The following is a 26,406-nucleotide window of genomic DNA, read 5'->3' on the forward strand; positions in this document are numbered from 1 at the left end:
TCGCAATCGATGGAATTATCCTCTCTGACCGCCATTTCACCCGTCGATGGCCGCTACGGTGACAAAGTCAGCCCGCTGCGCGCTATCTTCAGCGAATTTGGTTTGCTGAAATTTCGCGTACAGGTGGAAGTGCGCTGGCTGCAAAAGCTGGCCGCCTGTGACACGATCAAAGAGGTCCCACCCTTTGACGACCACGCGAATGGTTACCTTGGTGCGATTGTCGCAAATTTCAGTGTCGAAGACGCCGAGCGCATTAAAACCATTGAGCGAACCACCAATCATGATGTGAAAGCAGTTGAATATTTTCTGAAAGAGAAAGTTGCAGCGCAACCGGCGCTGCTGGCAGTGAGCGAATTTATCCATTTCACCTGTACCTCAGAAGATATCAATAATCTCTCCCACGCGCTGATGCTTGCTAGCACCCGCGAGACTATTCTGCTGCCCGCCTGGCGCCAAATCATCGACGGCATCACCACGCTTGCCGAACGCTATCGTGATATTCCCCTTCTGTCGCGCACCCACGGCCAGCCGGCGACGCCCTCGACGCTTGGCAAAGAGATGGCGAATATCGCCTATCGCATGACGCGACAGTATCGTCAGCTCGAACGGGCAGAGATTTTAGGCAAGATTAACGGTGCGGTCGGCAATTACAACGCCCATATGGTTGCCTATCCCGAGGTGGACTGGCATCGCTTCAGCGAAGAATTCGTCACCGGGCTCGGTATCGGCTGGAACCCCTTTACCACCCAAATCGAACCGCATGATTATATCGCCGAAGTGTTCGACTGCATCACACGGTTCAATACTATCCTGATTGATTTCGACCGCGACATCTGGGGCTATATTGCTCTTAATCATTTCAAACAACGCATCGTCGCCGGCGAAATCGGCTCGTCGACCATGCCGCATAAGGTGAACCCTATCGACTTCGAGAATTCGGAAGGGAATTTGGGGCTGGCGAATGCGGTGATGAACCACTTGGCAGCGAAATTGCCGATCTCGCGCTGGCAGCGAGATTTGACCGACTCCACCGTACTACGCAATTTAGGAGTCGGAATTGGTTATGCGCTTATCGCTTACCAGTCTACGCTTAAAGGAATTAGCAAACTGGAGGTCAATCATACTCATTTATTATCGGAGCTCGACCATAATTGGGAAATTCTGGCTGAACCTATACAAACGGTGATGCGCCGCTACGGGATTGAAAAACCTTACGAAAGGCTGAAAGAATTCACCCGCGGTAAGCGTGTCAACGCTGAAAGCATGAAAGCCTTTATCGACAGTTTGCCGTTGCCGGATTCGGAAAAAGCGCGACTGAAAACGCTGACGCCGGCTAACTATATTGGCCGTGCGGCGGAAATGGTTGATGAATTAAATAGGTGATAAAGGGAACCTGCGTCCGACCCTGGTTCCCCCCTCTATTTATGCGGAGTTTAGTCACTCTCTGGGATACTCTTATCCAAGATGTTCCTTCCCAGCCTGGAGGATAACCGCTTAACAAGACGGATTGCGCTACCAGATCCGTTTAGGGTGGTTTTATTTAGGAGCTGCGATGCGAGTTCTGGTAATAGAAGATAATTCTCTTCTTCGTCATCATCTGACGGTACAGATGCGTGAAATGGGTCACCAGGTGGATGCCGCCGCGGATGCCAAGGAGGCGGACTACTTTCTAAATGAGCATCCACCCGATATCGCTATTGTTGATCTGGGGCTGTCGGATGAGGACGGTCTCAACCTTATTCGCCGATGGCGCAGCCATCAGGTGAAAATTCCCTTGCTGGTGCTCACTGCCCGCGAAGGCTGGCAGGATAAAGTTACGGTGCTGGAAGCTGGGGCCGACGATTATGTAACTAAACCGTTTCATTTGGAAGAGGTTGTGGCGCGTATGCAGGCGTTGATGCGCCGCAATAGTGGTCTGGCGTCGCAGGTCATCGAGCTGCCGCCCTTCCTCATTGACCTTTCACGTCGTGAGCTCATGATTAACAAGGTTAATATCAGGCTCACCGCGTTCGAATATACTATAATTGAAACATTGATACGCAACGCCGGCAAAGTCGTCAGCAAGGATTCGCTGATGCTGCAACTTTATCCCGACGCTGAATTGCGCGAGAGTCACACCATCGACGTATTAATGGGTCGTCTACGGAAAAAAATGCAGGCTAATTACCCGCATGAAGTGATCACCACAGTTCGCGGTCAGGGCTACCGTTTTGATGTCAACTAGGCTCTATGACCCTATTTCCGTTTCGCCACAAACAACCGTTTTCCCTGCGCGTTAGATTTTTGCTGGCTGCAGCCTGCGTAGTTCTGGCACTCTCTCTGTGCTATGGCATGGTGGCCGTCATTGGCTACAGCGTCAGCTTTGATAAAACGTCATTCCGCCTGTTACGGGGCGAAAGCAATCTCTTTTTCAGTCTGGCGCAGTGGAAGGACAACAAGCTGTCGATAGCCGTGCCGCCGAATATCGATATCAACTTCGCCGCACTCGTGCTGATTTATGATGAAAATGGCCATATACTCTGGCGCCAGCGTTATGTGCCGGCATTGGAGTCTCGCCTACAGCCGGACTGGCTGACCAAGACCGGCTATTTCGAGCTTGATACCGATACACGCACCAGCAACGCGGTGATGGGTGACAACCCAAGCGTCCAAGTGCGACTCCAAGAGTTCGACAGCAGCAACGATAATGCTCTGACCCATTCCGTGGCGGTCAACCGCTATCCGGCGACCAGCCGCCTGCCGCCGCTAACCATCGTGGTCGTCGACACCATTCCTCACGAGCTGCAGCGCACCGATTTAGTTTGGGAATGGTTCAGCTATGTTCTGCTGGCCAATTTTCTGCTGGTAGTGCCGCTGTTGTGGCTGGCGGCACACTGGAGCCTACGCCCCATCAAAGATCTGGTCAGACAGGTGCGCGAGCTGGAGGTCGGTGAACGGGAACGTTTGAATGAGAACCTGCCGCGTGAACTGGATATTCTGGTACGCAATTTGAATATTTTGCTCAATAACGAACGTCAGCGCTACCAGAAGTACCGCTCCACCCTATCTGATTTGACCCATAGTCTGAAAACACCGCTGGCGGTGCTCCAAACCACGCTGCGTTCCCTGCGCACCGATCGCGACATCAATATTGAAATGGCGGAACCGATTATGCTGGAGCAGATCAGCCGCATTTCCCAGCAAATCGGCTATTATTTGCACCGCGCTACCGTCCACTCAGATCATAATGTCCTAAGCCGCGAGCTACATTCCGTGCCGCCGCTGCTCGATAGCCTGTGTTCAGCCCTCAACAAAGTTTATCAACGCAAAGGAGTTTCCCTGTCACTGGACATTTCGCCGGAGTTGACGTTCATTGGCGAAAAAAACGACTTTATGGAGGTCATGGGTAATATTTTAGACAACGCCTGCAAATATTGCCTTGAATTTGTCCAGGTTAGCACCCGAGAAAGGGAAAGCGTGCTACATATTATCATCGAAGATGACGGCCCAGGCATCCCGGAGTCCAAGCGTACCCTTATCTTCCAGCGCGGTCAGCGCGCCGACACGTTGCGTCCCGGCCAAGGTCTGGGGCTCTCGGTGGCGGCAGAAATCCTTGAGCAATACGACGGCGATGTTGTGATTGGCGAAAGCGCCCTCGGCGGGGCGCTGGTGGAGGTCATCTTCAAACAACAGGGTACGCAGCCTGAAGACGATTAAGGCTGGTTATGGGCGCCTCTCCCGCTAGCACAGCACGGGTAAAATCTCCGACCTGCACCGCCGTTATCCATTATAATTCCTCTAATTTTCCCACACTACTAGCAGTAACGTCCGGTCATTATTAACACGCATTTCGTGACTTCGTCAATCCGCCGAGGCGGCCGATCACTGACGCGAACCCTCGCGGCGCTAATGTAGCCCTTCCATTACTTTCGTTTTCAGTTCCCGGCGGCGATATCGGCCCTTTTCTTCAATATGATGTGTTTAGCGGCGACGAAAACAACACTGCCTCATCCCGATTTGCTACAGGTTGAGCTCTAGGTCGAGCTCTTTGAGACAATTATCGACAAATAAATGGAGCCCGACATCCAACCCATATCCTGCCGGCGGAATTAGCGACATCTTCACGCACATTATAATCGCTGTCCTCAATAGTCAACTCATCCGCGGATACAACCCTTTCCAAGCATCTCGGCGCTAGTTATCATGAGCCGCTTATGCACTTCAAACTGCTGGCGGTCAAAATTACGCATGATATAGTGGTGCGACGAGCATCATCTGATGATAGCAGATGGTCAGCGATAGTGCGTTTAGCGATGCCAGAGTGCGCATTGTTGCTGAAATTGTGTCCCCTTGCCACTTCCTTGTCCGGCGTAAACGCGATGCGAATGGTGCCGTAAGGAATGCTCTGCTCCTTGAGCCGCACTATCGCAGTGACATCTCCGCCAGCTCCGCTTGCTGTCGGCGCCCAGCAACGTTTTGAATCGGTGGTAATAAGCGTATGGCCAATCAACTTATGTAGCACCGGGAAGCATGACCGGCGCAATATCGCCGCCGCGATACTGTTCCAGATTTGTAGATTGACGTTTTACCGGTGAAAACTAGCGCGGTATTCATATGCGCGACAAAGAGGATCTAGCCGCTTTGGCTACCGCGCACTTTGAGTAATCACCGTACATATAGATGATACGCCGCTTGCCGGCGTGTTCGTGCGGATTAGCTCAGCATCTGCTCCAGTTCAGCCATCGCCAAATGCGCGGAATTGGGCGTGATTTCCGACTGCAGCTGACGCCGGCGGGCGTTGTAAAACTCCTGTACCAACGCGGAGTTGCAGGCAAACTCATCTGGGTGGCGACATCTTCGACCAGATGCTTCTCCCATAACCCGTCTTTGGCCTGGCAAGTGCGAAGCCAGACCCCGCGAAAATGCTCGTGCCCGTAAGCACCACAACAAACGGTTTCATTTTGCTCACCACTAGTGAGTTCCGGTGAAAATGCGGGCGTACAAGGCGTTGCTGCTGTAATCTTTTACCTTTTGCGAAACCGAATTAACCGGTGATGAATACGCATGTGCGCTATTTACTTACGGCCTCATTGACCGCTCAATACCCGGGCCGGATCGATGCGGCTTGCGCGCCGCGCCGGATACCAGCTCGCCAGTAGACTGAACAACAGCACTGTGGCCAGCACGCTGGTGACGTCCACCCAGTGCAGCTCGGTCGGCATAAAATCGATAAAGTAAATATTCCCGGACAGCAGATGGTGCCCCAGCAAACGTTCCAACCCCTTCACAAGCATTGTTAACTTAAGCGTCATCAGCACGCCGACCACTGCGCCGATAACGCCACCGGTCAAGCCCGCCAGCAGGCCATACCAAATAAAAATGGCACGGGTCAGCCCGTTTTTGGCCCCTAGCGTGCGTAAAATCGCAATATCGGCGCTTTTATCCTTAACCGCCATTACCAGAGTGGAAACAATATTGAAGCAGGCGACGCCCATTACCAATACCATCGCCAGGTATATCATGGCGCGGATCATCTGAATATCGCGATACATATGGCCGTAGGTGCCGATCCAGCTGCGGATTTTGACATCAGCATTGGTCACCTCCCCCGCGTCCCGCACCAGTTTATTGGCGTTAAAAACGTCGCTGACCTTAATGACGATGCCGTCGACGTCTTCACCACGCTGCAAATAGTTCTGAGCGTTCGCCAGCGGTACTATGGCAAAACCGTGATCCAGCTGGCCATTCAGCGCCAAAATCCCGCTGACCTGTAAGCGAATACGCCTTGGCTGTAACAGTTTCATCTGGGGATCGCTGTTTGGAATCATCAACGTCAGCCAATCGCCGGACTTGACCTTCAGGGTATCGGCCACCCCTTTACCAAGGATAATTTGCTGATGACCGGCCTGAAAATGCGACCAGGCATTACCCTTTATGTAGCACGACAGCGCGCTGAGCTGCAGTTCCAGCGCCGGGTCGACGCCCTTTACCTGGATGAGCTGCAACTTGTCGTCACGCTCCACCAGGCCGGTAAAATTCAGATAGGGCGCGGCAGCAAGGATGCCCGGCACTTGTTCAATACGTTTTAACACCGTCGGCCAGTTGGCGAACGGCGGATTCACAGGTTCGATCTCACCATGGGGCACCACCGCCAAAATACGGTTGTTCAACTCACGTTCGAACCCGTTCATAGCACTTAGTCCGATAATCAGCACCGCGACACCGAGCGCGATGCCGATAGTGGAGATGACCGAAATCAACGACACTATACCGCCCCTCCGCCGCCTCCGGCTGAAGCGAAGCGCAATTTTCAACGACAGCGGCATCTTCATCGCTCAGCTCCCAGCAGTGCGCCATCGCGCATTTCCAGCTGCCGGTGCAGGCGCTTCGCCAGTTGAAGATCGTGGGTAACCACCAAAAAGGAGGTGCCATGGCACATATTAAGCTCGCCCAACAGTGCAAAAATACTATCTGCATTGCGCTGATCCAGATTGCCGGTGGGCTCATCGGCCAACACCAGCGCCGGGTGATTCACCAGCGCGCGCGCGATAGCCACCCGCTGCCGCTCGCCACCGGACAGTTCCGCCGGGCGGTGGCGGCTGCGTTTCTCAAGCCCTACCGCCGCCAGCATTTCCTGCGCCGTCTCTTGCGCCTGTGCCGGGCGATTGCCGCCAATCAGAAGCGGCATCGCCACATTTTCCAGCGCGGTGAAATCGGGCAGCAAATAATGGAACTGGTAGATAAAACCCAACCGCCGGTTGCGCAACAGCGCGCGCGCGGCGGAAGAAAGCGTATTCAGTGGCTGGCCTTCAAATGTTACCTCGCCGCCGGTCGGTTCATCCAGCCCGCCAAGCAGATGTAACAGTGTACTTTTACCAGAACCGGAACTGCCGACAATCGCCATCATCTCGCCACGCTGCAGCGTGAAACTCACGTTACGCAATACATCGGTGTAAAGCTTGCCTTCCTGATAACGTTTGCTGAGTTGGGAGCAGTGTAACAAAGGAGCATCATTCATATCGCAAAGCCTCAGCAGGATGAACGGCGGCGGCGCGCCGGGAAGGGTAAATCGTGGATAGCAGTGCTACGGCCATGGTCGACAACGCGATGACCGCCACCTGTACCGGTTCGATAGTCACAGGCAGCGCGGCCCTGTCAAGCAGCGCTCCGAGGGCCGGTATCAGACGGTTCAGTTGACTGGCCAGCAACATGCCGAGTCCCGTGCCAAGCAATGCGCCGACAACGCCTGCGCTGGCCCCCTGGGTGATAAACACCAGCATAACCTGACGACGAGTCAGACCCTGGGTCTGTAATATCGCCACCTCGGTCTGTTTTTCCATCACCATCAGTCCAAGCGAGGTTATAATATTAAACGCCGCCACCACGATAATCAGGCTCAACAGCAAGCCCATCATGTTCTTTTCTATACGCACGGCCTGAAATAATTCCCCCTTGCGTTCGCGCCAATCGTGCCACACTAAGCCATCAGGCAAAGACTGCGCGCTCAAGCTTTCTACCGCCAACGGCTGCTGCAACCACAAGCGCCAGCCGGTCACACAGCCGGCGGGATAGCGCATCAGGCGCGACGCATCCTGCTGATTGACTAGCAGTTGGTAGCCATCGACTTCGCTGTTAGCGGCGAAGGTGCCGGCCACGGTGAATAAACGCTGGCTGGGAATGCGGCCTATCGGAGTGAATTGGCTGGCCACGGGCACCATCAGCCGCACTGCATCACCGCGCTTCACGCCGAGCGCGGCGGCCAGTTTGTCGCCCAGAATCACCCGGTATTGGCCGGACACCAGGTCATCTTGTCGGGTCTCCAGCAAATAATGCGACAGCGGTTCTGGATCCCACGAATTGATGCCGAGCATTACGCCCACCGCGACGCTGCGTGCGCTTTGCAGAACAACATCACTGGTGGTCAGCGGCGCCACGCGCGTTACCCCCGCAAGCGCATCTGGCACTAAGGTCGGAATACGTTTAAGATCAAGCCGCCCCTCTTGGGTAGTCAACAGCGCCTGGGGCATCAATCCGAGGATATTGCCCTCCAGTTCACGCTCGAAACCGTTCATCACCGATAACACCATCACCAGCGCAATCACGCCAAGCATGATGCCGATGGTGGAGAGCCAGGAGACAAAACGACCGAAGCGGTCTGATGCCCGCCTGCGCATATAGCGCAGGCCAATATATAACACGACAGGTTGATACATTGATTTCCGTCTGAATGCGGTTTCGAAAGCAAAGTACTTAAGGATGATAAAGGGTTGTGTGGCATTATGGAACTATTAAGCACTGCAACGACCGGCTTTTATTCCTGAAAGCACGCATTTTAGCCATCATCCCCGCCTCTGCGGCATTCTACCGCAGGCTGTGCTGCGATGGCCCCGTGATGTGAGAAAAGAGATTTATCATTAGCTATGCCAGGACGTGATCGTTATACCTTGCCGACCAAAACCGGCAAAAAACTGACCCTGGGTCAGCTGACCGGCGCCGCCATTGTGGACCGCTATCCGAGATCGGCGTTGCCCATTATCAGCGATATGCAAAGTACGCTGAGGCTGTATAACGCGATCAGGGGGTTCACCCATCATCCGGTCCTTACTCTACCCGATTGGGAGATCTGGCCCTATGACAGTTGACAGTTTCTCTTCCCCATCAAGAAATCATTTCAGATAAGATAGCTACCTTCTGCTAGCTGCTTACCCTTTCGCGCGTCGGAATACAGAGCTGTTCCGCAGCCAGTGGCGCGAGCAGCTTGATGTGCGCCGCGACGCCGAGCACGTTTACCAGCAGGTAAACAAAGGGACGCTGCCGACGAGGATTGTATTGGAAGCCGTTTTTTCATCGAGCCGCTAGTGCTGCTGTTCAGCTATGCCGGCGGGCACGCTAGTGGTCAACACCAGAGATCTCGAGGCCGGCGCAGGCTGTTTCTAGGATGACGCCTGCACGCGTTTTGACAACACCGTGTGTATCCCATGCGCCAGCTGCTGCCGGCTGAGGCCCTGTGGCTGAGGGTTGAGGGGTTGCTCGCCGAACTTAAACGCTGGCCTCAGTCTCAGCTCAGCACGCAAACGCTGCCGGAGAAAGCCGGCGAGCACAACATGGATTATCGGTCTCTGCCGGATTTGGCGGTGGAGGTACAGAGAAAAGCGCCCATGGACAAGTTACGCCGGTTTTACGAGCAGTTTGACGGCCGGGTGATTTTCTCAGTGGAAAGCGAAGGTTTGCGGAAAAGTTTAAGCGAGCTGCTGGCGCGTGTGAAGATTCTACCGAAATCGGCGTCAATTAACGTGTTTTATCGATGCGCCACGCATAAGGGTATTGATTTGCGAAGGCGATCTGCTGGGGAGCGGGTCAGCCGCCGCCAGCAGGATAATCGCCGTACAATTAACGCCGATAGTTAATCCGTAATCTGGCCGAGCTGCATGAAGACCAGACGGTGGTGCATCTGGAGCACGGGGTCGGCCGTTACGCCGTCATAATCACCCTGCCGGTGTCCTCGCTACATCTCATACGCTAAACGCGCCGCTGCGCAAACTGGGCGGCGGCGCTTTGGCGCAGGCGCGACAAAAAGCGGCCGAGTGGGTGCGGGACGTGGCGGCGGAACTCTTGGATGTTTATGCCCAGCGCGGTGCTAAAAGCGGCTTCGCATTCCGCATAATCGGGAAAATTATCAATTATTTTGAGAGGGATTTCCGTTTGAACCCACCTTGGATTAGGATCAGGCAATCAATGCGGTGCTCAGCAACATGTGCCAGCCGTTGATCATGGATCGCCTGGTCCGCGACATGTCGACCTCGGTAAAACAGAAGTCGCGATGCGTGCCGCTTTCATGGCGATTGCAAACCACAAACAGGTGGCTGTGCTGGTTCCCACCACCCTCCTGGCGCGGCAACATTTCAACAATTTTCGACCGGTTCGCCAACTGGCCGGTGCGGATTGAGATAATTTCACGTTTTCGCAGCGCACGGGATCAGGCCCAAGCACTGGAGCAGACCGACGAAGACAAAGCGGATATTCGCAAAGCGATGTCAAATGGCATGATTTGGGTCTGCTCATCGTCGACGATGAGCACAGTCTCGGCGTGGCGCCACAAAGAGCGCATCAACAATGCGCACCGATGTTGATATTCTCACCCTAACCGCAACCCCTATTCCGCGCACGCTGAATATGGCGATGAGCGGCATGCGCGATCGAAAACGCTTGTATACGAATACGACCGCTGGCAGTACGCGAGGCCATCCTGAGCGAAGCGCTGCGCGGCAGCCAAATCTATCATCCTTACAACGACGTCGAAAATATTAAAAATCCGCCCGCCCCTAGAAACGCTGGTGCCGGAGGCGTACATCGCCATCGGTTACGGCCAGCTGCGCTAGCGCGATTTGGAACGGGTGATGAATGATTTTCAACATCAGCGTTTCAACGTACTGTGGTATGTACCGCCATCATTGAAAACCGGTATCTACATCGCCAACGCCAATACCATTATCATCGAGCGAGCGGATCATTTCGGCCTGGCACAGCTACACCAATTGCGTGGCTGCGTCGGACGTTCGCACCACCAGGCTCACGCCTACACGCTGACCCACTACCGAAAGCGCTAAGCCAGGATGCCTATAAGCGGTGGAAGCCAACGCCTCGCTGGAAGATCTGAGCGCCGGCTTTGCATTGGCGACGCGCGATTTGGAAATCCGTAGCGCCGGAGAACTGCTTGGAGAAGATCAAAGCCTCACAAACCAATTGACCGAGGTGGAGTTGCGTATGCCCGCTCGGCTGGCCTGAAGAGTATATCTTTGGCATCAACACGCGTTTGTCGCTGTACAAACACATTGTCAGCACCGCCGATGACCGTGAAAGTGAAGCTGATAGACTGCTTCGGTCTGCCACCTAACCCGGCGCGCTATTTTCTGGCGATATCGAATCCTTAGCGGATCGCACAGCGCGTCTGAACTTATGTTGACGCGCTACTGGAAGAATTACGCAGCATGTGTTGAGCACCTAGACGCAACTAGGGCCAGGGCACGGAGCCGCGCCACATGACGGAAAACACTGTGCTCGGGTTTGTACGTCCGACGCGGCGTCCACAAGAATGTTATGGCGGCAGTGAACCGAGCTGCCCACCTTATGCCTGGTCGTTCAGCACAAATTGACCGTTGCGATCCAGCAGGCCAGCAGGATTTTCGTGCCCGGATCGTGGTCTATGCGGATTTTGCCCTGTTGATTGCCAATTTTGTACGTGACGTCATAGCTTAGCAGTTTTTGCGATTTATCGTGACTGTCTGTCAACGCTGACGATTGTAGGTATTCCTATCTACAGATTACCCTGTATCTGCTTGCCCGCATACCTCCCGCCACCAACAACGGCACCTAATACCGAGCCGTTATTTTCGTCCTGCAACCGGATGGCGATGGGTTACGACGACTGTTCGACACTCATAATGCTGTGTCTGAATCGTTTCATTGATGGGCGATGCCGTGATGACCTAGGCGTATTTCGGGCTAGAGGAGAACACATGCAGCCCGTGGCGACCGCTACGATACCCGACATAGCGGCAATACCGATGTCGACGCCTGCTAATAATGATTTATTCACGGGAGAACCTCCTGACAATTATTACGCATCTGCTAACGGTGAACGGATGCATAACCCTCGTTTCCTTTTGACCGCAAGCGTATCCCGAGCGTTAAGATTAACGGCGAAAAGCCTACTCTGTCGGCACCTCATGTGATTGTGACAAAAGGCATGTTGAGCTTGTTGAAATCCCAACCAACGATGAGACTAACGACAATATCGTCGCGTTTTGCAGGTCGGAGAAATTGCCCGATGTCTGTTATCCGCTGGAGATCGCCTATCGGCTGCACTTCCTCCCGACTTGGTTCTAACCCGAAAAGCCTAAAGGCTCTATTTTATACTGCCAATGACAAGACGCACAGCAACTCTATGGCCAACGGACGGCGACGGCACGGCGCGTGAGGGAATAGAGAAGACACTGGAAACAGTGGCGCGTTATTGCCCCGCGCACCGCGCAGGACGGCGATTCGGCGGCTAGGGAAGGGACAAAGGCGCTTGCGGCTGCCTGGCGAGACGACGGCGTAGCTCGCACTAGTATTAAACCTGACCCGGGAGCGCCTGCGCCTGGCTGAATATGGGTTTTATAAAAGGTCGCCACGCGGTTAGTACAATTTGAGATGCGGACGGATCACGCGGTTGATCCTGTCCACTAGCATGATAAGGCCGGTTTTGATGTAGCCATGCAGTGCGATTTGGTGCATACGGTATAGCGAGATGTAGAGCGCGCGAGCAATACGTCCTTCTATCATCATCGAACCGTGTATCATGTTACCCATCAGATTGCCGACGGTGCTAAAGCGCGATAATGACACCAGCGAGCCGTGATCTTTGTAGGTGTAGGGCTTGAGCGTATGCCCACGAAGCAGTGCCAAAATGTTGCCGTGGGCCCGTGAGGCCATCTGATGCGCAGCCTGCGCGCGGGGGGGCACCACGCCTCCGGCGGGCATCGCGCACGACGCACAGTCGCCAATAGCAAAAATATGCGGATCGCGCGTGGTCTGCAGTGTCGGTTCAACCACTAATTGGTTAACGCGGTTGGTCTCCAGACCGACCAACGCCTTCATGAAGTCCGGTGCTTTGATGCCGGCGGCCCAGACCATGAGTTCCGCCTGGATATATTCTCCGTCCTTGGTATGCAGCCCGCCTGCATCGGCGCTGGTGACCATGGTTTTGGTCAAGACCCTAACCCCTAGCTTGGTCAATTCCTGATGCGCGGCGGCGGAGATTCGCGGCGGCAGCGCCGGCAGAATACGCTCTCCCGCCTCGGCTAGGGTGACATTCAGCGCCTGATGCAGCCCTTTGAAACCATAGCTATGCAATTGTTGCACCGCATTATGTAGCTCAGCCGACAATTCGACGCCGGTCGCTCCGCCGCCGACGATAGCGATATTTACTTTTTCCTCCAGGTCGCCCTGTGCGGAAAATTTAAGAAACAGATTGAGCATCTCGTTATGGAAATGCTGCGCCTGACGCGGATTGTCGAGGAAGATGCAGTGTTCTTTAACGCCAGGAGTACCAAAGTCGTTCGACGTACTACCGAGTGCCATCACCAGAATGTCATAGTCCAGACGGCGGGCGGGCACCAACAGCTTCCCCTGCTCATCGCGGATTTCATCCATCAGGACCTGTTTATGCTCGCGATCGATGTCGATCATGCTACCGAGTTGAAATTGGAAAGCATGATTGCGTGCATGGGCCAGGTAACTGAGGGCGTCAATGCCTTCATCGAGCGAGCCGGTGGCTACCTCATGCAGCAGCGGTTTCCATAAGTGGCTATGGTTGTGATCCACTAGCGTGATATTTGCCCGCTTGTGGCGCCCCAATTTACGCCCTAGGCTTGTCGCCAGCTCAAGACCGCCAGCACCGCCGCCTATAATGACAATTTTCTTAAATAGCGTGGTCAAAATACCCCCTAAATGCAAACCAGCCGTTAACTAAGCGAAAACATCCTTAACATAGCGTTATATCTCAATACGCTATTGGCGCCAGAATAACATGAGCGATCATTTGGTCATACTAAAATTGATATGAATCAATTTTTCAGCCTGTTCCGATGGCTGATGTCATATGCTGTCCTCTTTTATCCCAACGCTTTAAAGGCTTGCATGCGCTGTAAATGAGGAGAAATGTTTTTAAATTTATGACCTTCCTGCTCATCTCCAATGATTTCATAAGAGGGAGAAAGCACCCCAGCGCTGCAATGTAGAACCAAACAGAGGTCGTCGTTTTTCGCGGAAGTGCTCCATGCATTTGGTGGAGATATCAACATATTCCTCGGGTCTATCAAGTTTGTCCGCCATATTCTCTTCGGAAAAAGATTGGGAGTCGAGGATCACCTGGTGTATGTCACATAAAAAATCGACCCGCTCGGCCTAAATCCGCCCAAGCCAACGCCGCAGATAAGCGACCGGTAGTCGTCGGTCAATTACTGCATTTTCTTCCTTAAGCAGATGCTGCGTATCATGACGGAGATGGGCTGGTACTGTAACTGATGAGTCGCGCATCGGGATCGATAAACTGCAATTGCAGAACATTTTGTGGTTTCCAAGACTTGTAAAACCGTGCAAATAAACAATCATCATTTTCCTCCCCTATGGAGTTCGACGGCGCGGATAGCGATTACGTTTTTGAGGTTAGAACGTCCGCCTCTCGGCAGCATTGATCGATAACAGATTCTGAGGTGGGTGCACCGCCGGCAGGCGCGGGATCCGTTTTGACCCGGCGTCGGCCCACGACACGCCGTTGCTGACGCCATCAGCGTCGGCAGGCGTTGGCTTGGCTTCGCCGCCGATTTGTATCAGGCCTTTACTGATAGCAACTACGCGGCCCTAACTGACCACATAACTGCCCCGTACAGGCCTCCTGTACCTTCACTGATGGCGGCAGCTGTGCTACGTTCATTGGCAGGAGACAACGCCACGCCTCATTATAAACCCTACTCAGCGTCATAGTATCACGCGCGGCATTGCCTTTCTCCTTCGCACGGCAATGGGCAGCCATCACCCATGCTCACGCGACCATTCCCGACAGGCGTCTTTCGCCGACCTTACCGCTCACTGCACGCCTTCCCCTTACCCTCTGTTGCCACCGATCGTAAATGTTGGCACCGCGTCTGGACCGCCCCAAGCCCTTCCTACTGACGGCGCGGCACTCAGGGTAATAAATTAAATGTCATTAGGGTTGTAGTATATTAAGTTAATTTTATTAATGAATATTATATTCTTATATCTATTTTTAATATTACTTGCTGTGAACTACAAACGCCGTATTACATTTTTCACCAGAGTGATGAGGCCCATCATATTTCACAGCTGCTGAGAAAATGCGCTGTTTTCACGCTGGTACAGCCGCTGCACGCAGCAGCTGTACCAGTTTCAAATTATTGCCGCCTCACCTCCGCGCTGCTGCTTGTTATTATAGATTGGCTAACCCATGCGCCATTACTTTTCCCCGTAGGCAACGTTTTCCAACGTGCGGTCTCGCTATTTTATTTCACCATTCCGTTTTATTAATGAGTTATAGTGAGCAAACCGTTAGCTCGGGGCTGGCGTCGGTGATTTTCGCTAAGTATGCCGTTATTGTACCTAACACTTCTGTGAATCGCATCGTTGGCGGTAGTGTTGATAAGCGAAGCGAAAAAAACCAGCCGCTGTCACTGGCAGGGTGGCTCTGGTCGCTGGTTTGCCAATAGCGCGCCGGTAGGTTCAGCGAGTAGCCGCTACGCCGCTGCTGGTGCAGCCTGGTCAGGAGAAGGCCCGCCAGAGTGTCCGTCGTCAGCACTTGTGCCAGTCCTGCGTATTTAACGGTGCGCCGGCTAGCCACTCCACCAGCAGCTAGCCGGCGGTGATACCCGGCGGACGCGGTTCCAAGCTGCTGCCGTTAAGGGCACATAACAGGCGAAATTCACACCGGCTCCCTGAAATCGCCAGCATTGTCTGCGGATAAACCGCTGACCGGCAGAGGGTTGACACTGTCTAACATTACGCCATTACCGGACCAAATGATCTCGCCGGTTTGCACCAGCATCAGTTGCAGATCGAGCGTTGGTGCTTTAACATCGCCATTAGCGACGCTATACAGCACGTACTGGGCGTTGAGATGGCGCGCCAATCCAACCGCTTTACTGCGTGACCCCAAACTGTCGTCGGCGGAAAGCCCCAACATTTGGCGCGCCGCATGCAGTTTATCGGCGCCCACCACCTGAAATGCACCGCCGCCCTCCGCAATAAGGCGGATAAGGGCCGCAGTGGCTTTATCAGTCTGTAAGTTGCCGTTAGTGGCGTTTTTAAAGGTATTTACCAGCAGCACGCTGCCGTCGTTGACGCCATCCACCTGCAACATTTGCTTCACCATGGGCGACAGACTGGCTGACCAATCAATGGTCTTGATTTTCGGCGGCAAGGTCACTGGCTCACTGGTGACCGGCGGCAGCTGTATCGGAACCGTAATCGGCGGCGCGGGCTCTACGGTCGGGGACGGCTCTGGAGTTCGGGCGGTACAGCTGGCCAGCACCAGCGCCGTAAGGACGATTAAGGGTGTTTTTTTCATTGTAGACTCGACGTAAAAGCAAATAGAGACGAGCGTGCTTTTCCCCAGCTTATCATTTTCACTACCTCCACCCGAACTTCCCCAGCAGGAGGCACGAACAGCGTGCACGGCACGGCAAACGATATAACATCCAACCCCTGCGCATCGTACCAATAGAAACGCAATACACGGTGACTGACACGGGATGATGGTTTTATTGATGATCAATTAGGGATCGCGGCTATTGCTGCTGTAGCCGGTTAACAGCAACAGCGCGACTATCCAGGATGCTAACACGTGTTTTGCAACCCATCCCATCACGCCACAAGCGGGCCAAGCGGCCTACCGCCCAAAAGATGCATGTGCAAATGATACACTTCCTGACCCCCATGGCGGTTGCAATTCACGATGAGCCGGTAGCCGTCCGCATCAATGCTCTCTTGTTGAGCAATTTTCGCCGCCACAGTAAATAACCTTCCCAGCGCCACTTCATGGTCGACGGTGACATCGTTGACGGTGGGGATCAGTAGATTGGTCACGATCAAAATATGGCTTGGCGCTTTAGGACTGATGTCGCGAAAAGCGGTAACCAAACTGTCCTGATAGAGAATATCAGCGGGAATTTCACGGCGAATAATTTTACTAAAAATAGTTTCTTCGGTCATGGTGGCGCTCCTTGTTTCCTGACTGGTTGGTAATGGAAGTATGAGTGAGGAACTCCCTGCTTTTCAACCGGCTGCGGTATTAAAATAGTCACTTATGGCGCACAATGGCAACGTGGACGCATTAACCGTAGCTAGCAGGGAGGCTTCGCCGCCTCCCTGTGTCGCATAAAATCCCGCTGCGTTAACGACACGGCGACTCTCTGCGTTTCCGCCATCGTCTGCTGCAGTTTTCAACTTATCGGATTACATTCGCCACACTGATACGCAGGTGGGTGATACAGGCGTCAAGACTGGTGATGCTGGTTTTGCCGCCAAAAGCCACTGCGGCCGCGATATTGCAGCCAGGCGTATGTAACCATTGTGCCGCGACGGCGAGTGCGGCCGAGACGATAGTTTGTAATAGGGCCACATCGCCAATCCACAGGCAGCAGCAGTGTATCAACCAGCCCAGGAAGGCGCGCACCATAAACGGAAAAACATCCTGAACGGCGCCAACAGAAACAGTATTTCCAATACCATTGAAATGGTCATCCACAGCACACCGACGAATTCCTGCGCGCCCCTGGCTATGATCAGGATAACGTTTTTAATTCAACTTGACGATCAGTAGGCGGAACAGGTTGTAATACACTAGACCGTAAGCGTAGACCGTAAGCGATGTCCGCCAGGGAGAACGGCCAGATGCGGCTGCTATTGCCGCTTAACACCACAAAATCAATCAGCCCATGAGAGACTGGTGCTGTCACGCATGCCAAACAGAATACACAGCTGAAACGCTAGCCCCGCCAATAGTGCACGAATGACATGCAACAACGGCGCCACGAACATAAAGGAAAATTCTATAGGCCTCGGGTGATACCGGTCAAAAGGTGGTCAGCGCGGCGAAATCATCATACAGCCGACCATGGCGCGGTTTCCCGGGCGGGTGGCGGGATAAATGGTGATAGCAGAGGCTCCCCAGCCATATAGCGTGGAATATCGCCATGACATTCCAGATGAAGGTGCAAGCCAAATGGCACTAATGCCGCCCTACCAGACCAGCCGGTAAATACCGAATACCGCCATCGGATTCTGATAGGCGGCCCAGTGTGAGAGCGCCTGGATAGCGGCGCCAATCGAATCGGCGGCCAAATAAACGACAGCATCACGCCGAACACAATCGCCAGCATAAATATTCAGGCAGCGTGATACGGAAGAAGCGGTTAAACATTAGCGACGACAATAATGCCACCCAGAACCCTGTATCCGCCAGATGTTTGGCAACAACGTCTCCGGCAGGGAGATGCAGAATGAGCGGCGCGACAACGGCGAAGTTTTGACCATAATCCCGTATGCCACCACCGCCACCAACGCCGCCACGCCGGCGTTATGAGTAAACCCCAGCGCCACGCCAACCGCGAAATCAGCGGCATATTGGCAACCGAACCATGCCTCCGCCATGACGTCAGAGGCCACCACCGGCAGTTAGCTGAACGTCGCGGAACCCACCCCAGCAAAATACTGTCAACAAGCAAGACAGAAACTAGCAGCATTAGCAACTTACCGATTTTTAGGTGGGCGCATGCATTTTGCAACATGGTGTTTTACCCCTAGTTCAAAATACCGCTGCATCAAAATCCACACCAGGTCAGACCGGTGGCGATTTCTGTTAATGGCGTCGTTGCCCTGCATAAAAAGGGTGCGGACTTTATCGGCATTATCATCTTGAAGAAGAGCGCACGCCGCTTGCGTCAGCGTTTCCAGCCTGGCTTAGGAAAAAACGATCACAACACAACGGGCAGGGAAACAGTGGTGGAGCAGCCGCCGAACATCATCTGCCTGACGCGCGCGGGCGCAATCGCGACAAAGTAACGCTATTTGATTATTTCAAGTCAAATGATATTGACTTACATTAGTTGGCATCGAGGTAGCGCTGCATCTCCACGTGAAACAGGCGGCCGAAATTATCAGTGGTGGCGGCAGCCAATTGCGTCAGAGAGACGCCTTTCAATGCCGCCATAAACTCCGCCACATCGCGCACATAAGCCGGCTGATTTTCCTTGCCGCGATAAGGTACCGGGGCCAGGTAGGGGGAATCCGTTTCCACCAGCAGACGATCGAGAGGAATATAGCGCGCTGCCTCGCGCAGCGCTTCTGCATTGCGGAAAGTGACAATACCGGAGAAAGAGATGTAGAAACCCATATCCAGTAACGCCTTGGCGGTCGCCTGATCTTCGGTAAAGCAGTGAAGCACGCCGCTACAATCACCGGCCTGCTCCTCGCGCAAGATGGCTAGGGTATCTTCGCTGGCGCTGCGTGTATGCACGATGATCGGTTTATTCAGTGCGCGCCCCACGCGAATATGTTCGCGAAACACCGCCTGCTGCTGCGCCTTGTTATCCTGCTGGTAGTAATAATCTAGACCGGTTTCGCCGAGCGCCACCACACTCTCTTGCGCTGCCAGACGCCGTAGCGCGGCGAAATTGTAAGGTTCATCAGGATTAAGGGGATGGATACCGCAGGAAAACAGTACATCATCGCGTCGGCCGATCATGGCCGTCATGGCGTGAAAACCCGGCAATGTAGTGCAGACTGCCAGCATCAGTTTCACATCGCGCGCGCGCGCTTTGGCCGCAACATCCGCCACATCCCGATGCAGCGCTTGGTAATCCAGGGCATCAAGATGGCAATGGGAATCCACTAAAAACATAGTTCAACCTTAAATCACTGGAAAGTATAGGTATGGGCAACGCCTTTCTCCCAATCAAGCAAATGCTGGGTTAGCAATAGTTCGCGATTAACGCCGCTTATCTCCTGGCATTGGCGCAAACATAGCAGCCATTGCTGCCACTGCGCGTGCAGTACGCCAGCCGACCCGCGCGCCGCTAGCGCGGTAACTAGCGACGTCCTGTCGGCGTTGACTAGATATTCCTGCGCGCTCTGCTGCCACTTCAACGCATCAGTTAGCAGGCTAAGCAGCCAATGCAGTGGCTCGTCGTCTTTATCCCGATTCAGCGCTGGCAACAGCGTTAGAAAATCGCCATTGGCCAACGCATCCTGTAACGCCGTGCACAGCGCCAATCGCGTCTGCCAGCGCGCCGGCTGAAGTAGCGCTTCCGCCGCCAGCGGCGCATTAGCGCACAGGCGTAGTGCGGTGCAGGCGGACAGTGTGTCGTCAAAACCCGCTTGTCCTAACCAGTACAGGCCCAGCGCCTCATTCGGGGCCAACAGAGGCCAATAAAGGCATCGGCTTCTCAGGGTGGGCAACAGACGCGCTGGCTTTTTACAGACTAGCAGAAAATAGGTATCCTCCGGCGGCTCCTCTAGGGTTTTCAACAGTGCGTTGGCCGCCTGCTCGGTGAGTTGCTCGGCGTGTGGCAGCGAGACAACTTTCCTCCCCCTCTGGCGGGTGCGCCCATAGACGCTATCGATAATGGTGCGGATACTGTCCACTCCCAGAGTCTGTTCCTTCGGCTCCGGTTGATAAAAGTCGGGATGATTGCCGGCCATCATCAGCCGGCAGCTGTAGCAGACCCCGCAGCTTTTGCTATCATTCGGCTGCCGGCACATGAGCCAGCGGTTGATGGCGTAGCATAGCGACGCCTCGCCGTTGCCTGGCTGACTATGCAGCAACAGGGCGTGATGCCCGCGCCCTTGCTGATAACAAGACAGGATTTGTCGGTAGGGGGCGTTGAGCCAGGGATACCATTTCATGTCGACGGCGCCTGCGCGCGTAGCCATTGCGTCAGTAGGGCGCGAATCGCGACGCTCACCGCGGCGAGCGGCTGGCTGGCGTCAATGGTCAGGATACGCGCGTCCGCCGCCGCCAGCGTCTGATAGCGGGTGCAGGTACGCTCGAAAAACGCCAGCGACTCTACTTCGATCCGATCCAGCTCGCCGCGGGCGCGGGCGCGTGCCAGACCCAGCGCCGGTGGAATATCCAGATATAGCGTCAGGTCGGGGCGGAACTCGCCTAGTACCGTATCGCGCAGCGTTTGTAGCAGGCACGCATCCATGCCGCGTCCACCACCCTGATAGGCCTGTGACGACAGATCATGGCGGTCGCCCACCACCCAAGCGCCCCGGGCCAGCGCCGGCTTGATAACTCCCTCGACCAGCTGTACCCGCGCGGCATAAAGCATCAGCAATTCTGTACGATCGGTGATGGGCTCATCGCCTACGCCGTCTTTAATCAACACACGCAGCGCGTCGGCCAGCGGCGTACCGCCAGGTTCACGGGTACATACCACATCGCGAATCCCCTGTTGATGCAGAACGTCGACCACGTCGGCAACCGCGCTGGTTTTGCCGGCGCCTTCCAGGCCCTCGATCACGATGAATTTACTGTTCATGATTTTCCTTTGCGTTCTGCTGCTGGCGATAGTACTGTACCGCCCGGTTATGGTTCGCCAAATTGGTGGTAAACACATGACCACCGCGCCCGTCGGCGACGAAATAGAGGTAGGCGCTTTTCTCTGGGTGCGCAGCCGCCTCCAGTGAAGCCTGGCCGGGCATTGCAATCGGCGTTGGTGGCAGCCCGGTAATGATATAGGTATTATACGGCGTCGGCGTCGCTAAATCCTGCCGCGTAATACCGCCGCGATAATTTTCGCCCATACCGTAGATAACCGTTGGATCGGTTTGCAGTTTAATGCCGATACGCAGCCGGTTAATAAACACCGACGCAACACGCGCCCGCTCCTCTTTCACCCCGGTCTCTTTCTCAACGATGGATGCCATAATCAACAGCGCCTGCGGCGTCTTGTACGGCAGGCCCTCGGCCCGACCCTGCCAAATCTGCGCCAGTGTAGTATTCATGCGCCGGCGCGCGCGCTTGAGAATCGCGCTTTCAGGAGCATTGGCAGTATAAAGATAGGTATCGGGATAAAACTGCCCCTCCAGCACATTATCCACCACCTCGCCGAGTTTCGCGCCCAGCGTCTGCGCGGTGGCACCCTGCAGATCATGCTTCATATACGGCGCCCGTCCGAGAATGACCAGCCATTCTTTCAGCGTTGATCCTTCAATAAAGCGGATGGAAAACTGTGCCTCTTTGCCGCTGACAAGCAGTTGCAGTAGATCGCGCACCGTCATTCCAGGCTTCAGTCGATAGGTGCCGGCCTTAACCGGCGCCAACGACGACTCCAGCTCCATAAGCCATGGCAGCCAGCCGAGATGTCGTGCCAACTGCTGTTGACGCAACAACTGTTGAAGATCGTCGCGACCACTTCCAGCCGGCAAGGTAAAAATTATTTCCTGTTTGATGATCAATTGTTCAGCAGCAAAATGTTTGATCCGCAACAGGCAGCCGATGACCAGCGCTATCAGCACCAGCGGCAGGATAATGAGAAACCTTTTCTTTTTCATCGACAAGCGCACGCTCCCTTCCCAGCTAACAGGCCAATCGCACACTGACTAAAAATCAACATAACAACCTCACGTCCGGCGTCGGTCAACACAGCGGACTAAGCTGCAGGTAGAGCGTTCTGTCGGCATATTGCCGAGTGTCTATCGCCCGCACCGGCATCACCGGCAAGAGGGCACTGGTGATAAACACCTCATCCGCCATGGTCAGGGCATCGGGCCCGACGCTCACTTCCTCCAGCGAGTAGCCCAGTGCCGGCAGCAACGACATGACGTGGCGGCGCATCACGCCGGCGACGCCAGCATAACACAGCGCAGGGGTGAACACCTCTCGCCCCTGGCGCCAGAAAATATTGGCGCTGCAGCACTCTACCACCACACCCTCGGTGTCCAGAACCAACGCCTCGTCCGTGCCGTCGCGGTCCAAGTAGGCGCGCACGAGCACCTGTTCCAAACGATTATTGTGCTTAATACCTGCCAGCAGCGGATTACGCGCCAGACGCACCGGGCTTAGGCTCAACCGCATGCCCTCCTGGTGCCAACGGGGATACTGCGCCGGCGCAGAGGTGCGTGCAACGATGCGCTGCGGCGCGTCGCAACCGCGAAAGCTATAGCCTCTGCCGCCGCTGCCGCGGCTTATTAGTGCTTTGATCACGCCATCGCCGCCGCCATGTGTGGCCGCCAGCATTTCACGACGCAGGGCGTCGACATCGAATGGCGTGAACAGTAAGCGCTGCGCTGCCTGTGCCAACCGTTCGAGATGCCACGTCAGCAAAGGAATGTCTCCATCAAGCAACCGGGCAGTGGTGAAGAAACCATCGCCGAAATGTACGGCACGATCAGTGAGTGGCAATTGTGCCTGTGAGATACCGTTGATCCAGTACATTTCTCCTCCTCTGGGCCGGTCGCGGAAGACTAAATATGGCTCGATAACGGGCCATTAAGAACATGCTACGATTAAATCGCGTGGAACACCAGCGAGCCGTTGCTCACACCGAAGCTGAACGAGTTGCACAAGGTATAATCCATCCCCTTGACCAGACGCACCTCTTTTGGCACAGAGTCCAGATCATCGGGATTATCCATGTTAATGGTCGGTGGAATCGCCTGATCGCGTAACGCCAACACGCTGAAGATGGCTTCGTGGCGCCGGCCACCCCCAGCAGATGCCCCGTCATCGACCTCGTGGAGCTCACCATCACTTTGCCGGTGGATTCGGCGAATACTGCTTTCACCGCCTGGGTTTCGGCTTTGAGGTACCGTGCAGATATAGGCCACCTGCACCTGCGTTATGCCCGCATCGCGCAGCGCATTGATCATCGATCGATCGCGCGGCGCTGTTGCTGTCATCTGGTAGCGAGGTCATGTGGTACACATCACCGCTTATGCCAAATCCGACCACTTCAGCGTAGATTTTCGCGCCACCTCGTTTAGCGTGCTCATAACTCCTCCAGCGCCATCATGCCAGCGCCGTCGCCAAGAACGAAACCGTCGCGATCGCGATCCCGAGGACGGCTTGCAACCTGGGGATCGTCGTTTCGGGTCGACAGCGCCCACACCGCGCCAAAACCGCCAACGCCCAGCGGCGTGCTGCCTTTCTCAGGGCTTCCCGCCAGCATCACGTCAGCGTTGTCATAAGCGATAGTGCGTACCGCATAGTCGATATTATGCACGCCGGTGGTACAGGCGATGGCATATGGAGATACTCAGCCCGCGCAGGCCACACAGATGGACAAATGGCCTACACCATATTGAGAATGATCTAGGGGATGAAGAACGGGCTGATTTTGCGCGGTACGCCGTTCATCAGGGCGCTATGATTCTCTTCAATCAGCCCGAGGCCGCCGATACCCAAACCGATGGCCGCTCCGACACGATCGGCGCTTTCTTCGGTCACCACCAGGCCGGAGTCCCGCATATCTGGAGGCCGGCGGCGACGCCATACTGGGTGAAGGCATCCACCTTGTGAGCTTCTTTGCGCGACAGATAATCTTTAAAATTAAAATTTTTAACTAAGCCTGCAAAACGTGTTGCATAGGCAGTAGTATCAAAATGCTTGATCAGGCTGATGCAACTCTGTCCGGTAAAGAGTGCGCTCCACGTAGATTCTACGGTATTGCAAACAGGAGACAACGTGCCAAGTCCGGTCACAACTACTCGACGCTTAGACACGTTTGTACTCCAGGAGGTAGTTTACTGTGGGACTAAAAACTTAGGCGATCGAGTGATCGCCTAGAGATATTCACTTACTGCTGGCTTGCCTGAATAAAATCAATTGCTGCCTGAACAGTAGTGATTTTCTCAGCTTCTTCATCCGGAATTTCGGTATCGAACTCTTCTTCCAGTGCCATTACCAACTCAACAGTGTCAAGAGAGTCAGCACCGAGGTCGTCAACGAAAGAAGCATTATTTACGACCTCTTCTTTCTTAACGCCCAGTTGCTCAGCGATGATTGCCTTAACGCTTTCTTCGATAGTGCTCATGCTCTTAAATTTCCTATCAAAACTCGCTTACGCGATGGTTTTCGTAGTGTATAAAATGTTGGAAAAGATACAACTCAATCCCGGCTAGCCGAACCACGATTTTATGATATTTTGCGGTTTTTACCACAAATAACACAAATGATTTTCGTGCTTTTTACAGCATATACATGCCGCCATTGACATGTATCGTTTCGCCGGTAATGTATGCCGCCTCCTCAGAGGCGAAAAAAGTGACAGCACTGGCGATTTCTTTCGGATAACCGAGACGATTTGCCGGAATTTTGGACAAAATGTCCGCACGGCGCTCATCTGTCAACGCTTCGGTCATATCTGTCACGATAAATCCCGGCGCCACCACGTTAACCGTAATGCCGCGTGAGGCGACTTCACGCGCAAGCGATTTACTAAAGCCAATTAACCCTGCCTTGGAAGCGGCATAATTGGCCTGTCCCGTATTACCCATGGCGCCAACAACAGAACCAATTGTAATAATTCTGCCGTAGCGCTTTTTCATCATGGCTCGTATTACTGCTTTTGACATGCGGAATACGGACGTCAGATTGGTATCAAGAATAGACTGCCATTCGTCTTCTTTCATGCGCATCAGCAGATTATCACGCGTAATGCCAGCATTGTTCACCAAAATATCCGCGTCGCCAAATTCTGCGTGGATTTTCTCTAAAAAAGCCTCTATGGAATCGTTGCTGGAAACATCTAATTCCATTCCTTTACCGCTGTTGCCAAGATAGGCGCTGATAGCAGCCGCGCCTGACTCACTGGTAGCGGTACCAATCACAGTCGCGCCACGCGCCGCGAGCGTTTCCGCTATCGCGCAGCCAATACCCCGGCTAGCGCCGGTCACCAGCGCAATTTTACCTTCAAAGCTCATCTGTAACCCCAATGTTAAAGTTCAATCGCTGCGGCCAGCGAGGCGGGATCGTTTACCACCGCGCCAGACAGGGTGCCGACTATACGTTTTGTCAGTCCGGTAAGCACCTTACCCGAGCCGACTTCCAATAACACCTCTACGCCCTGGGCCGCGAGGTACTCCACGGTTTCAGTCCAGCGCACTGGGCTATAAAGCTGGCGCACCAATGCTTGACGGATGGCCGCCGGATCCTGCTCCACGCGTACATCAACGTTATTGATCACCGGGATCTGCGGCGCGACAAATGTTACCGCTTCCAACGCCTGCGCCAATTTCTCCGCGGCTGGCTTCATTAGGGCACAATGGGACGGCACACTGACCTGCAACGGCAACACGCGCTTGGCCCCGGCTTCCTTACAGAACACACCGGCCCGTTCCACCGCTTCCTTATGCCCGGCGATAACCACCTGACCCGGAGAATTGAAACTCACCGGTGAAACCACTTGCCCCTGAGCCGCCTTCTCACAGGCGGCGGCGATAGCATCGTTGTCCAACCCGATGATAGCGGACATTGCGCCGCTACTGGCCGGCACCGCTTCCTGCATTAGTTTGCCGCGCAGCGCCACCAGCGCAATTGCCGTGGTGAAATCCAGACTGTCGGCGCAAACCAGCGCCGAATACTCACCCAAACTGTGGCCAGCTAGCAGCGCCGGCGCCCGCCCGCCCTGCTGTTGCCAGACGCGCCACAGCGCAACAGATGACGCCAATAATGCCGGCTGTGTCTGCCAGGTTTTGTTTAGCTCTTCAGCCGGACCTTGCTGCACCCGCTGCCACAAATCATAGCCCAGAGCGACGGAAGCTTCGACAAACGTCGCCTCGATCACCGCGTGCTCTGCCGCCAACTTCGCCAGCATCCCCACCGTCTGAGAGCCCTGTCCTGGAAATACCATGGCAAAAACAGTCATT

21 protein-coding genes and 6 pseudogenes are annotated in these 26,406 nt (G+C 54.5%); 6 read left to right on the top strand and 21 right to left on the bottom strand.

The window, feature by feature from the left end:
- Positions 1 to 9 precede the first annotated feature (9 nt).
- The 3 genes from purB (at position 10) to phoQ (ending at position 3,696) form a co-directional block, all read left to right on the top strand.
- Positions 10 to 1,383, top strand: coding sequence for an adenylosuccinate lyase (gene purB, locus GPOALKHO_RS03165; protein ID WP_406702958.1), 1,374 nt, complete (start codon positions 10 to 12; stop codon positions 1,381 to 1,383).
- Positions 1,384 to 1,552: 169 nt separating this feature from the next.
- Positions 1,553 to 2,224 (top strand): two-component system response regulator PhoP, encoded by a 672-nt coding sequence (phoP, locus tag GPOALKHO_RS03170; RefSeq protein WP_406702960.1) that lies wholly within the window; start codon positions 1,553 to 1,555, stop codon positions 2,222 to 2,224.
- 5 nt (positions 2,225 to 2,229) lie between these two features.
- Positions 2,230 to 3,696 (top strand): two-component system sensor histidine kinase PhoQ, encoded by a 1,467-nt coding sequence (gene phoQ, locus GPOALKHO_RS03175; RefSeq protein WP_406702962.1) that lies wholly within the window; start codon positions 2,230 to 2,232, stop codon positions 3,694 to 3,696.
- 484 nt (positions 3,697 to 4,180) lie between these two features.
- Here the strand turns inward: phoQ and GPOALKHO_RS03180 are convergent, their stop codons facing one another.
- From GPOALKHO_RS03180 to lolC, 5 genes are all read right to left on the bottom strand, one after another.
- The gene (locus GPOALKHO_RS03180) at positions 4,181 to 4,501 is read right to left on the bottom strand and encodes a hypothetical protein (RefSeq protein WP_406702963.1); all 321 of its coding nucleotides are present in this window, start codon (positions 4,499 to 4,501) and stop codon (positions 4,181 to 4,183) included.
- A 191-nt stretch (positions 4,502 to 4,692) separates the two neighbouring features.
- Complete coding sequence (locus tag GPOALKHO_RS03185) at positions 4,693 to 4,857, bottom strand: hypothetical protein (protein WP_406702964.1); 165 nt, start codon at positions 4,855 to 4,857, stop codon at positions 4,693 to 4,695.
- A 209-nt stretch (positions 4,858 to 5,066) separates the two neighbouring features.
- Entirely contained in the window at positions 5,067 to 6,311 is a 1,245-nt protein-coding gene (lolE, locus tag GPOALKHO_RS03190) for a lipoprotein-releasing ABC transporter permease subunit LolE (RefSeq protein WP_406702965.1), read from the bottom strand.
- Positions 6,308 to 6,997 carry a lipoprotein-releasing ABC transporter ATP-binding protein LolD gene (gene lolD, locus GPOALKHO_RS03195; RefSeq protein WP_406702967.1) on the bottom strand — a complete coding sequence of 230 codons (690 nt, stop codon included), beginning with the start codon at positions 6,995 to 6,997 and terminating at the stop codon, positions 6,308 to 6,310. Before lolD ends, lolE begins: the two co-directional genes overlap by 4 nt.
- The gene (lolC, locus tag GPOALKHO_RS03200; RefSeq protein WP_406702968.1) at positions 6,990 to 8,192 is read right to left on the bottom strand and encodes a lipoprotein-releasing ABC transporter permease subunit LolC; all 1,203 of its coding nucleotides are present in this window, start codon (positions 8,190 to 8,192) and stop codon (positions 6,990 to 6,992) included. The genes lolD and lolC overlap by 8 nt, the downstream gene beginning before the upstream one ends.
- Before the next feature lie 207 nt (positions 8,193 to 8,399).
- On the opposite strand from lolC, the pseudogene GPOALKHO_RS03205 reads away from it, so the two are divergent.
- Positions 8,400 to 10,892 (top strand): annotated as a pseudogene (locus GPOALKHO_RS03205) (DEAD/DEAH box helicase); the annotation flags it as partial.
- 212 nt (positions 10,893 to 11,104) lie between these two features.
- Here the strand turns inward: GPOALKHO_RS03205 and GPOALKHO_RS03210 are convergent.
- A pseudogene (locus GPOALKHO_RS03210) lies at positions 11,105 to 11,575 on the bottom strand (glycine zipper 2TM domain-containing protein).
- Between the two features lie 116 nt (positions 11,576 to 11,691).
- On the opposite strand from GPOALKHO_RS03210, the pseudogene GPOALKHO_RS03215 reads away from it, so the two are divergent.
- Positions 11,692 to 11,847 (top strand): annotated as a pseudogene (locus tag GPOALKHO_RS03215) (glucan biosynthesis protein); the annotation flags it as partial.
- A 309-nt stretch (positions 11,848 to 12,156) separates the two neighbouring features.
- Here the strand turns inward: GPOALKHO_RS03215 and GPOALKHO_RS03220 are convergent.
- The 6 genes and pseudogenes from GPOALKHO_RS03220 to GPOALKHO_RS03245 form a co-directional block, all read right to left on the bottom strand.
- Positions 12,157 to 13,458, bottom strand: coding sequence for an NAD(P)/FAD-dependent oxidoreductase (locus GPOALKHO_RS03220; RefSeq protein WP_406702969.1), 1,302 nt, complete (start codon positions 13,456 to 13,458; stop codon positions 12,157 to 12,159).
- A 176-nt stretch (positions 13,459 to 13,634) separates the two neighbouring features.
- A pseudogene (locus GPOALKHO_RS03225) lies at positions 13,635 to 14,133 on the bottom strand (YqiA/YcfP family alpha/beta fold hydrolase).
- Between the two features lie 1,324 nt (positions 14,134 to 15,457).
- Positions 15,458 to 16,102, bottom strand: coding sequence for a penicillin-binding protein activator LpoB (gene lpoB / locus GPOALKHO_RS03230; RefSeq protein WP_406702970.1), 645 nt, complete (start codon positions 16,100 to 16,102; stop codon positions 15,458 to 15,460).
- Between the two features lie 296 nt (positions 16,103 to 16,398).
- Entirely contained in the window at positions 16,399 to 16,746 is a 348-nt protein-coding gene (hinT, locus tag GPOALKHO_RS03235; RefSeq protein WP_406702972.1) for a purine nucleoside phosphoramidase, read from the bottom strand.
- A 235-nt stretch (positions 16,747 to 16,981) separates the two neighbouring features.
- Positions 16,982 to 17,281: a hypothetical protein gene (locus tag GPOALKHO_RS03240; RefSeq protein ID WP_406702973.1), complete on the bottom strand. Its 300-nt coding sequence runs from the start codon at positions 17,279 to 17,281 to the stop codon at positions 16,982 to 16,984.
- Positions 17,282 to 17,335: 54 nt separating this feature from the next.
- Positions 17,336 to 18,323, bottom strand: a pseudogene (locus tag GPOALKHO_RS03245) (PTS transporter subunit EIIC); the annotation flags it as partial.
- A gap of 58 nt (positions 18,324 to 18,381) precedes the next feature.
- Between GPOALKHO_RS03245 and GPOALKHO_RS03250 the strand changes: the two are divergent.
- Positions 18,382 to 18,597, top strand: a complete 216-nt coding sequence (locus tag GPOALKHO_RS03250; protein ID WP_406702974.1) for a hypothetical protein — start codon at positions 18,382 to 18,384, stop codon at positions 18,595 to 18,597.
- A gap of 40 nt (positions 18,598 to 18,637) precedes the next feature.
- Here the strand turns inward: GPOALKHO_RS03250 and GPOALKHO_RS03255 are convergent, their stop codons facing one another.
- The 9 genes and pseudogenes from GPOALKHO_RS03255 to fabD form a co-directional block, all read right to left on the bottom strand.
- Entirely contained in the window at positions 18,638 to 19,435 is a 798-nt protein-coding gene (locus GPOALKHO_RS03255; protein WP_406702976.1) for a metal-dependent hydrolase, read from the bottom strand.
- 14 nt (positions 19,436 to 19,449) lie between these two features.
- Positions 19,450 to 20,439: a DNA polymerase III subunit delta' gene (gene holB, locus GPOALKHO_RS03260; RefSeq protein WP_406703364.1), complete on the bottom strand. Its 990-nt coding sequence runs from the start codon at positions 20,437 to 20,439 to the stop codon at positions 19,450 to 19,452.
- A complete protein-coding gene (tmk, locus tag GPOALKHO_RS03265) occupies positions 20,436 to 21,077 on the bottom strand; it encodes a dTMP kinase (protein ID WP_406702979.1) in 642 nt (213 codons plus the stop codon). Before tmk ends, holB begins: the two co-directional genes overlap by 4 nt.
- A complete protein-coding gene (gene mltG, locus GPOALKHO_RS03270; RefSeq protein ID WP_406702981.1) occupies positions 21,067 to 22,092 on the bottom strand; it encodes an endolytic transglycosylase MltG in 1,026 nt (341 codons plus the stop codon). The genes tmk and mltG overlap by 11 nt, the downstream gene beginning before the upstream one ends.
- Positions 22,093 to 22,177: 85 nt before the next feature.
- On the bottom strand, positions 22,178 to 22,975 hold the full coding sequence (gene pabC / locus GPOALKHO_RS03275) for an aminodeoxychorismate lyase (protein WP_406702982.1): 798 nt from the start codon (positions 22,973 to 22,975) through the stop codon (positions 22,178 to 22,180).
- 71 nt (positions 22,976 to 23,046) lie between these two features.
- A pseudogene (locus tag GPOALKHO_RS03280) lies at positions 23,047 to 24,261 on the bottom strand (beta-ketoacyl-ACP synthase II).
- A 74-nt stretch (positions 24,262 to 24,335) separates the two neighbouring features.
- Positions 24,336 to 24,572 (bottom strand): acyl carrier protein, encoded by a 237-nt coding sequence (gene acpP, locus GPOALKHO_RS03285; protein ID WP_011410921.1) that lies wholly within the window; start codon positions 24,570 to 24,572, stop codon positions 24,336 to 24,338.
- Positions 24,573 to 24,726: 154 nt separating this feature from the next.
- Positions 24,727 to 25,461: a 3-oxoacyl-ACP reductase FabG gene (fabG, locus tag GPOALKHO_RS03290; protein WP_406702984.1), complete on the bottom strand. Its 735-nt coding sequence runs from the start codon at positions 25,459 to 25,461 to the stop codon at positions 24,727 to 24,729.
- Between the two features lie 14 nt (positions 25,462 to 25,475).
- Positions 25,476 to 26,405, bottom strand: a complete 930-nt coding sequence (fabD, locus tag GPOALKHO_RS03295) for an ACP S-malonyltransferase (RefSeq protein ID WP_406702985.1) — start codon at positions 26,403 to 26,405, stop codon at positions 25,476 to 25,478.
- Between the last annotated feature and the right edge of the window lies 1 nt (position 26,406).

Origin of the sequence: Sodalis sp. (in: enterobacteria) (genome assembly GCF_036327475.1) — a bacterium.
GTDB lineage: Bacteria > Pseudomonadota > Gammaproteobacteria > Enterobacterales > Enterobacteriaceae.